Origin of the sequence: Psychromonas sp. Urea-02u-13 (assembly GCF_002835995.1) — a bacterium.
Lineage (GTDB): Bacteria > Pseudomonadota > Gammaproteobacteria > Enterobacterales > Psychromonadaceae > Psychromonas.
The window spans coordinates 12,267-24,989 of record NZ_PJBZ01000071.1; the positions used below are offsets into that span (position 1 = coordinate 12,267).

A 12,723-nucleotide genomic window follows, 5' to 3' on the forward strand; every position below is an offset into this window, starting at 1 on the left:
ATTCCTGATGAGTGTTTATTTTTATTTACAGGCAACTAACAAAGGTTGCCAAATTGAGTGTTTCCGTTCGATAAAGATTTTTAGCTCATTGAAAAAAAAGTGTCTAAAAAAATATTCAATTTCATGTTTAGCTTCAGCCCGAAGTGCCGTTTGGCTATCAATGCGGTTCAAAGATTTTTTATAGTCGATACTTCTCAGCATGTCCTTGATTAATTTAGTGGTAAATAATTGCCAATGATGGTTAAAAAACAGTGAAAAATTTATTTTAATATTGTCTAGATCTATTGATGATTGGATAAAATTATCAACTACAAACGACTCAATTAACGGGTGAATATTCTGCTCAACATATAATGAGATGGACTTCACTCCCGACTGACAAAAGGGTTTAGCCAATTTAGCGTCAAATGGAGTAGGAAGTCTTAATGTTTTTTCAAATACTGTTAAAAAATCGATTTCATCAAGCACATCAGCTTGATAATCATCAGAAAAATATTTGAAATTTAGAATGCTATTTTCCACCTCTCTCTTAACCCGATTTTTTACTCGCCCAATGTGTGATACTTGATAACTCAATACAACCTCTAAGTCATTAATTAGAGTTGCAGGAGCTAATCGATGGTAGCTAGCGCAAGGGGTAACTTTATCTTGATAGTGGCTCGTTGCTTGTGCAATTGCTTCATCTACCCCGTCGATATCTAATAATGTCGCTTTCATATTTTCATAAAAACAAATATGAAACTTGGTGTGTTGCCAAAACTGTTGATTATGTTGATATATCTGTTCTAAAAATCGAATTTCAGTCGCCTGTGCATAAGGAGACGAGTCGACCCATATTAATGACTCAACAGGCTTGCCTTCTAGCCATTTTTCTACGTTAAAGAAATAACTAACGCCATCTTTAGCTTGTAGGATAGTGGGAGCAGGTAAAACATACACTCTGTTTTGACAGCCCCGTAAGCGATTAATAGGAAAATAATAAGTACTGATATCATCATCTTTTATTGATTCAAGCAGTGGATTTATTTTCCCCTGCCTATTTTCATAATAAGCAACACTATGTTGGTCATGAAAAAAGACCACATTACGAGAGCCGAAATTATCCTGATGCTTACTATATAGGTTATGACAAGCATCTAAAATTAAGCCACTAAATATTCGTAAATGATCATTCTCATGCATACCTGCTACCACATTTATTTTATGGTTCTGTAAAATGATTTTTAAATTAAACACACATAAGATCCTGTTCAGAAAGTTGCTTGATAAAAACATTTATTTTATCAATTTCTGCTTTAGATTCAGTTGCTTTATGAGTATCGTTCGAAAACAGCTTTAATTCTGATTCAATTTTTGCAAGCTCCAGCATGATGTCTTTGGTAGAAGCATTCATAATATCGTTGTGGGTATTAGCTATGTGCTTATTAATGGCAGGTAGAATAACTTGAACAGGTGAAGCGAGTGACTGACAAAACAGTTCTACACATTGCTGTTTGTATTTTTGACAACATGCTTGTTCTGACTTTTGTTGTAAGACATTAAGTTCTTGCTGTTTATCGTGTTGCTTTTTTTGCACCAACTCAAGGCGCATATTCTCTTTTTGCTGTTGACTAGTAAAGTTTTCAATTTCATGACGCAGAGTAAGTTCTTTTTCAATTTGAGTCTGATGTAGAGCACTAACTCTTGATTTTTCTTGCTGTAAATTGGCTTGATGCTCTAAATCTAATATTTTTATTGGTGGAGTATCAAACTTGCGACCTACTTTTTCAAACCAATATTCAAGACTTAACAAATCAAATAAGCCTGTTTTTTCCATACCTTGCCCAATTGGGGTTCTCTGTAATCCATTCACTCCTTGCTTGCACTTTGCTGCAATTTGCACGCCTTGGTTTACATAATCCATCGCTTTTTTAGCTTTATTAGCACCTTGAATTACTTTACCTGCTTTCGCAACCCCTGCAACGGCTTCGACAGCAACAACAGGCGTAAACAATAATGCTATATCAGCAAGCGCACCAATTTGTTTTCCTATGGCTGAAATATTATTATCTCCCGGTATTTCCATATACTGTGGTTGATAATCACCTAAAATAGCTTGATCGTGAACTATTTGTGCAACAACTTCTTTTAAGTGGCTTTGCGTAGCCAGTAAATCCTGGTTGTTAATATTGAGTTGTCTTAACTCACTTTCGCTTTTTTCCTGTAATTCCATTAAGTGACCTAAGTCATCGAGTACATTTTGATAATGTGCTTTATCAACTGAGTGTGAACCAAGTTCATTAACAGGAATAATAAATTCAAGTTGAGTCAAATTTTTCAATTCATCACTAAGTGCAATAACTTCTTGTTCATAGCCCGCCTGGATTTCGTTCACCCATCGATTGATTTCTTGCTGTGACTGTATTGTGATCCCTTCAACAAAGTCGTCTATTTGTTGTTGTGCAATGTCAGGACAATCTTTCTCAATTTTAGCGAGGGTCGTATAATGTTGCATTTTTGCTAAAAAGGAGGCTATTGCTGCTTTTTTACTACGATTAATAATTGATTCAACATTAAGTTGAACCTGCTGTGTTGCGCTATTAATTTTCTCTTCTATTGTTCTACATTTCCGCAGAAAACTACGCTCACTGTTTTTTACAATTTTTAGCTTGTTGTTAACTTCATCAGCGGAGCTGTTAACTAATTCAGATGCTCTGCATAATTGTTGTGATAATAACTGTTGATACTTTTCACTGAGTTGATTCAGTTTAATTTCGATACCCGTTTCCATCAAACTTTTGGCTTGGAAAGCTATGTCGTATAAAATATGATCATATAAAGTATTCATTCGATCTTGCCAACCATCACTAACATCATTTGATACCGCAAAGTATGCTAATTTTTCCTTGCTTAAATATTTTTCTAAAATATTTTGATCAGCTTGCTCGCAGGATTCAATACTTTCACTTTGAGTATTTATTTGATCTAGGTAAGTACGTACGAAAGTCGTATTTATACCGTATTGTTGAATCTTTTCTAAAAGACTCATATCAACCGCTGAAGGTGCGGTATTAAATACATACACTAGCGCAAGCGTTTCAGGCAAAATGTTTTGGGTAAACATTTCATGCTCATTAACGATGGTATTAACGCCAGGTGTATCAACAATCACAACGCCAGACTTTAATAGTTCATGCTCTATAGTTATATTTAATCTTACTATTTTATCACTTTCTCCATCATTGCTTTGCGTAACAACAGCGTCATTTTCAATTTTTTTATGATCTAACACTTGTATTTCAGCTAACGTCATTTCAATGGTTTTTCCTGAAGAGAAAACAGCATTGGCTTGTGGTTTCCCATATGAAATGAAGGTTAACACCGCAGTGGTTTCCCTTAATTTAGTAGGTAAAAGTTTTTGACCTAAAAGGTTATTAATTAAATGAGACTTACCCGCAGAGAACTGCCCTACGATGGGTAAGTAAAAGCGTTGATCGCAGATCTGTTTACTAAACACTTCCAAATTTATAATATCTTTACTTTCATTTAGAAATTTAGCAATACACAGGTTATTTTCTATTTTTGTTTTCAACATTATGCGGTTACCTGCTCAATTGTATCGATTGCCATACTTTCTAACTCAACTTTTATTTCAACGTAACTATTCTTTAGTATTTCATTAATATCAGCAAGTTGAGTGGTTAATTCAATTTTCTTTCTTGCTTTATCTTCTTCAGATGAATCTAACAATCGCTCCTTTAATTCAATTTCTTTTTTATGCTTTTCTATTAGCTGATTAAAATTTTCTAAAACAATATTATCAATCATCTTACTAACATTATTACGAGACTTTGTGATTCTTTCTTTAAAAGTTCGCTCTACTTGATCTTCAAAATTTTCTAAATAAATATTATATTGCCCCTCAAACGCAAACATTTTTTTCTTATTTTCAATTGCACTCTTTTCACCTAATTGCAGCATTTCGTCAGTTAGCTGTGATCTTATTGCTTCTATTGCTACTTCTTTGCGTTTTTGCATTAATTCAAGTTTATCTTCACACAATAATGTATTAACAGTGTCAGTTTGTTGAGCCACCTTACCGACAATATCTTTTTTTTCTTTTTCGTTATTTTCTTCACTTTTTAATTTATCATTATCAAATGCATCTCGAGCATCGGTATTTGAAGTCTGAATCTGATCAATGATTTTTTTCTTCCCTATAGCCCAAGTCGCAACTTTCCCTAAAACTCCACCTCTAGATTTATACTCTGTAATCGTTTTATCTTCATAACTAATAACTGGGCGATGGTTAGCAGAAAACTGCATCATTCGCTCTTCATTTCGTTGGCTGGTAAGCCGCAGGTCATTTTCTAATTTATCCAGCTGCATTTTGGCCTGACGTGCCTCTATGCTCTTATCTTCATAGGTTTCGATTGATTGACGTAATTCCTTAATTTCTATCTCTTTTTCTTTTTTAAATTGTTGGTACTGATCTAACCCGACATCAACACTAAATGATTCAGCATTTAATTCAGGGGTGTTTACAATTTTTATTTCGCTATTTTCATTCCACTTCTCAATTTCTTCATCAAGTTGAGTTATGTAGTGTAAAAAATTTTCTTGAGCTAATTCACTAATGTAGTCACTAAAATCATTAAGCAATTGATTTGCTAGTTTTTCATAATCTTGTTGTATTTTCCCGTTCAATTTAGGCCCAATATGCAGCACGACATCATCAATGGTATCTAATGCCGAAAGTTCACTTTGGTATCTTTTTTTAAGATTTAATAAATTAGTTCCCATTTTTTCTTTAAGGTCCCGGCACAGACTTTTTAGCTCGATGCTAACACTTCCCTTTTGTAATAGTTTATCGGCTTCAACTTTGTCTATTTCTTGCCTTAATTCATTTAGCTGTAACGTTAATTCATCGCTATCGTGGGTTTTAAGCAAAATGTCAATGTTTAATTCAAGGTTAGCTTTATGGCTATTAAGCAATGCGTGTACTTTATTTACAGGTGCTAGTAACTCTTGTTTTGCTTTTTCACCTTGAGTTATAAAACGCAATAACCTTTCTTCAAAGTCATGAATACGTGAGGTTATTAAATATTGCTTTTTTTCATCAGCGTTATGGCTTAGTTGGTTACGATACTCAACATCTTGACTACTTCTTGCTGCAAGTGCAGGTAAAGCCGCAATTGGCCATATTTCGGGCATAGGTCTATCTGGGTATAATTTATGGAAATTATTTTTAATGCTGTCTACAACCTCTTCAACACTCTGCTCATTGAGTTTAATGTCATCAATACGATTTAAAACATAAAAAATGGTATCTACTTTTTCTTGTAACTCGCCGATAAGTTCAAACTCACTTTTTGAACCTGGTCTTGTTGCATTAAACATCATAATAGAAGCATGTGAGGTTTCTATTTGCTTCTCTGTTATTTCTTGGTGGCCACTAGCAAGCCCGTTTAAACCAGGGCTATCAACTAAAGTTACACCATCATTTAAAAACTTCGAATCCAGAAATAAGTTAACTTGCTTAATTTCTTCAGCAACATCTAAAGTACTTTTCGTGGTGACAAAAGACTCTATGGTTTTTTTATCTGCTGTTTCATAATATAAAGGTGACTGTTCATTGTTGTTATAAAGTACCTCAACTTCATTATTATTAGGAGAAAGTGCTTTGCTTTTTAAGAAATTGACTGTTGCGGTCGTTTCTGTTGAAAGTGCAGGAAGATGTTCCTCCCCCATTAAAGCATTTAAAAAGGTAGACTTTCCGGCGCTAAATTCACCAACAACGACTATAGAGAAAGTACCTTCTTTTACTTGAGTAAATAGCTTATTAAATGAATCTGCTTTTTCAGGTAAATTATTATTAGTAAAAAAATCAGATGATGCACTCAACAAATTTAGTACTTTGTTTTTCCGTTGTTGATAGCTTTGTAGCGTATTATCTTGCATTACTATTCGCTCCGTTAATATTTTTAACTTGTATTTTTTGGATCTTATTAGCTAAAATCGTTAGCTTTTTCGTTTTTTGTTCTGTCTCAGCAAAACCGAGTTTATTTTTCCGTTTATTGCTTAACGTAAGAAGATTTTGTTTAAACTGCTTATGTAAATATTCAAGATATTTTGTAACTTCTTTACTAATTAACAGACAGTTTTTTTCTAAGTCTTTATTCAACTCAGCTTGATAATTTAGATAAATATCACTTTCGGGTATGGCTATTTGCTTGGCGATTTTATTAACTAATTTCATTTTTGCATTTTTTAATGCTTCACGTTTATTTTTACTATAAATCTCATCAAATACTTTTTGTTCAAATTCGAGATCATTCTCCAGCCCTTTGATTTTTCTTGATAAATTTTCTATTTTTGTATCATTAATACTTTGTTTGTTTTGCTCGTCAACATATCGACCTTTTAATTGATTTATGCGCCTTTCAGACTCTATTTTCTGTTCCGTAAACTGCTTGCTAAGGGCAAGTTTATTTTTATTCCAAGCATCTCTATTACTTGAATCTTTTACAACCCTTGTCCGGGTAACTTCCTTTTCACCTATCATAAAATCTAAAAATCCTGTCCCCCCTCGTGATTCTGTTGTTTGGTATTCTATTCTCTTATTTTGAACCGCCGGCTCAATACCTAAACGTTTAACCTCAGAATCTTGGTTGATTTTGTTTTTTTTCAACACCATTTGAGCATGGTTAATCTCAGACTTAAGTACTTTTGACTCAGTGAGACTGTGATTTGCTTTTAGCTCTATTTGTTGCTGTTGAATTGTATGAATTTTACTGTGTATTTTATTTTTTGATGCAGTTAAATTAACCGGCGAGAAATCAGTATTGATATGGTGTTCTATTTTTATTATGCGTTTATTACTAATACTTATACGTGGCACAAAACTTTCTGTGCGTTCGGTCGCTTCTTGATATGTTGCTTTTAAAGCTGTAGTTAAACTCTTTTTATATACTATTTTTAAGTCAGCTAACTGATGGGCTAAGGCATTACCATAATCATTGTTATTTAAGTTCTGATAAAAATTATCGAAATCTGTTTCGCTATCAACTCTTTTAGTTAATTCAATAATAATATTCTGAAAGCCTAAAGTGATTTCATATTTAAAGTCTTTAATTAATTCTCGTTGGCGATTAGCAATAAAATTTTGTATTTTTTCACTATTTTTACCTTTTTGTAGATCTATTTTCTCTAGTTGAGAGTCTATTTTTAGTAAGTCTTCATCTATAACATCTACCGTTAATATCGCTATTTCGGCGGTAATTTCTTGTAATAGTGCCGAAAGAACAATATCAAAGCGCTCACATATCGATCGTTTTAGTAATTGTTCTTTTTGTTTTTCAATTACGTCATGCCAAAGATAATTTTGAAATGAAGAAAAACGCGATGTTTGCCACATTGTTTGACGTTGTTCACCTGTAATATTTGCTTTATCTGTCTCGTATATTTTTTTAATGGAATGATCATTAGCCACTAAAGCGAGCAAAGACGACAAACCAAAAATAGAGGATTTTGGAATATTAATATTAATTGGATCGCCAATGCTTTCTTGTAATTTCTGATGAAAAAATTGAATTTGTTCATCGTAACTACGGTCTTCTCGTTCATTTAATTCATCAATACGGTTCATTACAAAGATGGTGTTATTTTGATATTTACACACTAACTCTAAAAACTCTTTCTCGCTCTCAGTTACGCCTCTAAGCTGAAAAAGACAGATACTAGCATGGGCTTTTTGAATTTCATTAATGGTGACTTCCCTATGCCCTTCTGCGACTCCATTTAAGCCGGGAGTATCAATAAAAACAACATTGTCTTCAATACCTTCAATATTGAGATAGAAATGAACTCCCTCTATTTCTGATACAACATCTACGGTATTTGAAAAGGTAGTTGTGTACTGCTTTAGCAAATCCTTATCTTTATCTAAATCTAAAATGACCGGTTGTTTGCTTGGCTCAGTAAAATGAACCTCTATTTGGTTGATTTTAGAATTATCTTTTTTTACACAATGAACATAGGTAACAGTTGCAGTTGTCTCTGAAAGTCCATGCAGTAAAATATCTTGACCAATAAGCGCATTAATAAAGGTTGATTTACCTGAACTGAACTCACCTACAACGGTGATTCTAAACTCTTGATTATCGAGTTGTGACTTTAACTCTTTAGCAGTGTCTAGATAATGAGTGTAATGTTCTTCTAACTCTTTAATTTTGAAAAAATCATTAAATAAATTTACTGTTATTTTTGTATTATCGCTAACAATTTCAATTGCCTTTTTTATCTTTGTTGTAGCTACCAAGTGAACCTCTATTTGTAATTTATTATTTTAATTATTTACTTAAGCAACGCTTAATCTCAAAGCATTCATCTAAATTTGGTTATAAAATTATTTTTATATGTACTACCCAATACTGAAGTAGCGTAGAAAACTTAGCCACATAGCCCTCGGACACCCTTGTTACACTAGGCTCAAAGATCGCTCTTCAATCTTGGATTGATCTAACTTCACAAGTTCTTTTTTTAAGTATTGTCCGATCTTTTTCTGTTTAAAATCAGAATGGCCATCTGCATATTCAGTGACATCAAGATTGAGTAGATTAATACAATTTTCTTCGCATAACGGGGTTAAACCTGCAGGCTCATGGTCAAATAAACAGCCCATTGGATATGCGTTTTTTAATACTAAATCGTTCTGGCTCATACAATTAATAAATTTTGTCTCAGGATGTTTTTTGAATATTTCCAACCATTCACCTTGCTCCGATGACACTGCACCCGCCAATAAATACGCAACACTAACAACTGGTTTATCAAGCTCAGCGAGGGTATGGCGAACTACCCTTGCACCTAGTGAATGTCCCATCAATATCGCACCATGTAACGATTCGTTACCCTCTAGCTCTGCAGCAAGTTCAACACCAACCTGATTACTTTCATGGAATGCATTTTTCCATTGGCCAGTTGCTGTACTTAGCGCGTCGAAAACACTCATTTGAATTGACTTAGTGGCTAGCATTTCCGTACGCTCAGGTACTAAGCCGCTGTCTGTCGCTATACTAGTAAGATCACCCGCATTCCACCTTGCGTGTAGCACCTCATTATGAGGGTACAATTCATCAACAACCTCTAACCAATCAGAGACATCCTCACTCTTCTTAGATAAAAAACCATTGATGATAATGATTGATGGCTTTATGCCTTTTCTTACTTCAACTAATTTCAAAGCAGGCTCTGAGCGTGTTGCTCGATCGGTCTGATTATCCTTTGCTAAAAAGGACTTTAATGACTCTAAGTGTTTACTGAACAAAACTTCTCTCTTAATTAATGATGATTGCCACACTCATCTCTGATAAATTTTCTAACGTTTTAATATTTACAGTCATCCGCTAACTAGCATGACCCGCTTTAGCCAATTCCATCACGCTCAAACCTAATACTTGATAAATTGCGTGTTGCGCTTTTTCTTCGCTTCCCCACTCTTTCGCTATCATGCCTTTTAGCTTGGTAATACCTGCAATCGTCATGGCACTCGTTGCTTGGCTTGTGGCATTAGCAACGAGAAGATGAACCACCATTGCGAAGATTTTTCTCTCTGCTAATGCAGTTCCCCAGCTATTAATAAACGTTTCTGGTGAGGTGAAATCGAGTTTATTAAGCATGATCGGGAATACTTTGTCTTTTAGCGTTAAACCAAAATCCATTTTTGTGGGGTAATAGGCCTGTACGCTACTTTTACTGAGACCGAGCTCTTTTGCGATGTTATTTAAGGTGATGTAATCCCAGCCTTTATCAAAAAAGCAGTTCACGACTATCGCATCATATTTTTCTTTATTTTGAGCGCGCTGTACCGCGGTTATCTTCGCCATTATTCCTCCGGATCTTTTAAAACATTTTTCCCACAACACATGCATATTGGATCTATGTCGGGTGGCATGACGATAATAAAGTCACAATGAGGGCACAAATCACCTTGGTTTACAGACATAGTTAATCCATTTAATAAATAAGAGAAAGTAAAGTATACGTCCCGATAACGCAAAGTAAAGTGTATTCTATGGGTTTTGTTAATGCTGCGTTTAAATAGGCCTTAGGAAGCGGTATAAAAATAGCTTCTCCGAGTTCGATGTGCAGGTTGTTTTTCATGACGCAAATAATAAACTGGCGAATAAAACATCCTCACACCGCAATATAATCAGCTCGCTCAGGGGTAATCGTCGAGGGCTTTTTGCTATCAGCTCATTGAGATTATGGCGCTCTGGGAAGGTCGACTTATTACCAATCACCTGTGTGGCGCTTTTGGCATTGGACGACAACAAGCCTCCAAGGATATTAATGCTTATATTTTGTTGCATCCCGCTAATTTAGAATACGATAAAAGCGCCAAAGGTTATGTTCCTAGTAAAGCGTTCTGCCCTGCCTTTATGAAGGTACTGCTAATGAATATTTACGTCTACTTACGCCTTGAATTAAGCCATTTTTCTACGCAAAATTTAGCTCACATACTTAATGGAATTGGTATTACTCACTGATGCAATATGTATTAGATAAGTTAATGATCACTGTCGATCCCGTAACGGGTGAACCGACCTCACAATTGATGTTACAAAATAGATCTGAACTGAAAAATCATATTAAGTAAGGTGACGGGGAAAATTAAAGGGATTGGATTAAGTGTAAGAAAAGATACTTAAGCAGATTCCAAAACATGCCACTAAAATGCTTTCGGAAGTGAGCTTTCAGACTTGTATTTGTTGCGAACGATCCGCCTGCAGGACTGAAGTCCCACTTCCAAAAATGCGGTCCATACTCCCTTGGAAGTGAGCCTTTAAGCTTGCATTTTTGCGACATCACAAAGCAAGCAGGCTACGACAAACAATTTTTGTAGTCTGCTTTACCCATTCCTATGAAAATAGTTGCTCAACTGTTTTCATAGGAATAAACATTCTTACACGTCCATTGAGTTCACATAAAACTTCAAAGCCAAACTTAGCGTAAAATGACTCTGCATTTTTTGTTAAGCAATCAACAACAATGGCATAAGCTCTCATATGAGCATTAATTTCCCAAAGGTATTCTAGTGCTTTAATTAAGCTCACTTTTCCTAACCCACTTCCGTGGAACTCTTTATGAACAGCAAGTTGTGCTAAAAGGAAAACTGGAATTGGATAACGTGGCAATTTTTTAGCCATTGATTTTGGTAAAGCTTCATGGCTAATCGAACTCGGTGCAATACTATAAAAAGAACAAATTGGATGTTTTTGATTTGGCAACGGCATTGAACCAGGCAAAACCATAGTACGGCTGATACCAGCTTGCATATGCTTAGCTGCTCGAGTTTGAATAAAATCATTTAGCTCTTTTTCACCGCAGTCAAATGACGACCGATCATGCTCCAACTTATCTAATTCTTTAAAGGTCTTGGAATAACTCACTTAAAACCACCCTTTTTAGCAAATTCAGCAGCTTCAAGTAGTGCTTTATTTGGTGATTTAGCCTCATTACAGGCAAGCATGAATTGGTCAAATACATTTGCTTGAACTGTAATACCTTCATGTTCAGAAATTACTTGAGTTGCATCATCATCCATTAACCGGACAACATATTCAGTTAAGCTTTTTAAACCCAGTAACGCGGATGCTTTCTCAGCTTTAGCTTTAATTTCTTCATCTAAACGAATATCAAGTCTTGCTGTAGCCATAACGTCCTCTCATTTGTACGGACATATTCCGCAATTAATTAAGAGTATAAATTTTAAACATAAAAAAATCAACATGTACGGAACTAATACGGATTATATCCTGTGCTATCCAAGCATAAAAAATATACTGGTACTGTGCGTTTCCAAAACATAAAGAGATCTCGTCACTAGGAGGGAGCGATAAACGCATCAACTTTAGCCAACAAAATTACAAAAGAGCCTTTGTTCGCAAAAATAGCTTGTAAGTCTACGTACTCAAGCGATTAAGGGCCGATCCGATTTAAGTGCCTAAATTTATATTTGTTATTGCAAATAGGACTAGAAGTAATAACTTACATCTCTTAATATACTCATAACTCATTTAAAATGCGTATTTAAGGTGTGTGTTCTCCCTGTTCAACATAGAAATACAAAACACAAATAAAGCACATTATGCCAACAGTAAACTGATGCCAGTACGCACTTAACTAACCCTGGATAAACTATGCAAGAAATTGAACGTAAGTTTTTAATTAAAAATGACAGCTTTAAAAACGAGGTTGCGAGTGAAACTCGTATTGTCCAAGGTTACTTGAACTCAGCTCCTGAACGCACGGTGCGAGTTCGACTCAATGGTGAACAAGGCTTTTTAACTGTTAAGGGCATTAGCAGTGAAAGTGGTACCTCGCGCTTTGAATGGGAGAAAAAGATTCCCAAAGAAGAAGCGTTAGCATTGCTCGCAATATGTGAAGCCGGTGTTATCGACAAAACGCGTTATTTAGTCCCCTGCGGTCAGCATACTTTTGAAGTCGATGAGTTTTATGGTGACAACCAAGGGTTAATCGTCGCTGAAGTTGAATTATCAAGTGAAGATGAAGCCTTCTCAATACCTACATGGTTAGGCGAACAAGTGACGGGTCAGGCTAAATATTACAACTCGATGCTAGTTAAAAATCCCTATAAAAATTGGTAAGTGATTCGTGGCGAGGAAGTTAATAGTGGACTAACGAAGGTGGGCTATATTAACGATGCACTAATGAATATCA

The 12,723-nt window shown here is 35.0% G+C and carries 10 protein-coding genes; 2 read left to right on the forward strand and 8 right to left on the reverse strand.

Annotated features, from left to right (window positions below):
* Positions 1–21: 21 nt before the first annotated feature.
* From CXF74_RS14165 to CXF74_RS14190, 6 genes are all read right to left on the reverse strand, one after another.
* Positions 22–1,236 (reverse strand): hypothetical protein, encoded by a 1,215-nt coding sequence (locus tag CXF74_RS14165; RefSeq protein ID WP_101083186.1) that lies wholly within the window; start codon positions 1,234–1,236, stop codon positions 22–24.
* On the reverse strand, positions 1,229–3,574 hold the full coding sequence (locus tag CXF74_RS14170; protein WP_101083187.1) for a dynamin family protein: 2,346 nt from the start codon (positions 3,572–3,574) through the stop codon (positions 1,229–1,231). The genes CXF74_RS14165 and CXF74_RS14170 overlap by 8 nt, the downstream gene beginning before the upstream one ends.
* Positions 3,574–5,940 carry a dynamin family protein gene (locus tag CXF74_RS14175; protein WP_101083188.1) on the reverse strand — a complete coding sequence of 789 codons (2,367 nt, stop codon included), beginning with the start codon at positions 5,938–5,940 and terminating at the stop codon, positions 3,574–3,576. The genes CXF74_RS14170 and CXF74_RS14175 overlap by 1 nt, the downstream gene beginning before the upstream one ends.
* Positions 5,930–8,299, reverse strand: a complete 2,370-nt coding sequence (locus tag CXF74_RS14180) for a dynamin family protein (RefSeq protein ID WP_157822411.1) — start codon at positions 8,297–8,299, stop codon at positions 5,930–5,932. The genes CXF74_RS14175 and CXF74_RS14180 overlap by 11 nt, the downstream gene beginning before the upstream one ends.
* Positions 8,300–8,458: 159 nt before the next feature.
* Positions 8,459–9,307: a DUF726 domain-containing protein gene (locus CXF74_RS14185; RefSeq protein WP_101083190.1), complete on the reverse strand. Its 849-nt coding sequence runs from the start codon at positions 9,305–9,307 to the stop codon at positions 8,459–8,461.
* A gap of 79 nt (positions 9,308–9,386) precedes the next feature.
* The gene (locus tag CXF74_RS14190; protein ID WP_101083191.1) at positions 9,387–9,866 is read right to left on the reverse strand and encodes a TetR family transcriptional regulator; all 480 of its coding nucleotides are present in this window, start codon (positions 9,864–9,866) and stop codon (positions 9,387–9,389) included.
* A gap of 381 nt (positions 9,867–10,247) precedes the next feature.
* On the opposite strand from CXF74_RS14190, the gene CXF74_RS23125 reads away from it, so the two are divergent.
* A complete protein-coding gene (locus tag CXF74_RS23125) occupies positions 10,248–10,529 on the forward strand; it encodes a hypothetical protein (protein WP_232772530.1) in 282 nt (93 codons plus the stop codon).
* Between the two features lie 372 nt (positions 10,530–10,901).
* On the opposite strand, the gene CXF74_RS14200 is transcribed toward CXF74_RS23125, so the two are convergent.
* Entirely contained in the window at positions 10,902–11,432 is a 531-nt protein-coding gene (locus CXF74_RS14200; RefSeq protein ID WP_101083192.1) for a GNAT family N-acetyltransferase, read from the reverse strand.
* Positions 11,429–11,698, reverse strand: coding sequence for a type II toxin-antitoxin system TacA family antitoxin (locus CXF74_RS14205; protein ID WP_101083193.1), 270 nt, complete (start codon positions 11,696–11,698; stop codon positions 11,429–11,431). Before CXF74_RS14205 ends, CXF74_RS14200 begins: the two co-directional genes overlap by 4 nt.
* Positions 11,699–12,182: 484 nt before the next feature.
* On the opposite strand from CXF74_RS14205, the gene CXF74_RS14210 reads away from it, so the two are divergent.
* Positions 12,183–12,650, forward strand: a complete 468-nt coding sequence (locus CXF74_RS14210) for a CYTH domain-containing protein (RefSeq protein ID WP_101083194.1) — start codon at positions 12,183–12,185, stop codon at positions 12,648–12,650.
* Positions 12,651–12,723: the final 73 nt, after the last annotated feature.

Bases quoted from the DNA above. Each gene is read 5' to 3' on its own strand.
- CXF74_RS14170 (WP_101083187.1), bottom strand. From the start codon at position 3,574: ATGTTGAAAACAAAAATAGAAAATAACCTGTGTATTGCTAAATTTCTA.
- CXF74_RS14175 (WP_101083188.1), bottom strand. From the start codon at position 5,940: ATGCAAGATAATACGCTACAAAGCTATCAACAACGGAAAAACAAAGTA.
- CXF74_RS14190 (WP_101083191.1), bottom strand. From the start codon at position 9,866: ATGGCGAAGATAACCGCGGTACAGCGCGCTCAAAATAAAGAAAAATAT.
- CXF74_RS23125 (WP_232772530.1), top strand. From the start codon at position 10,248: ATGGCGCTCTGGGAAGGTCGACTTATTACCAATCACCTGTGTGGCGCT.
- CXF74_RS14205 (WP_101083193.1), bottom strand. From the start codon at position 11,698: ATGGCTACAGCAAGACTTGATATTCGTTTAGATGAAGAAATTAAAGCT.
- CXF74_RS14210 (WP_101083194.1), top strand. From the start codon at position 12,183: ATGCAAGAAATTGAACGTAAGTTTTTAATTAAAAATGACAGCTTTAAA.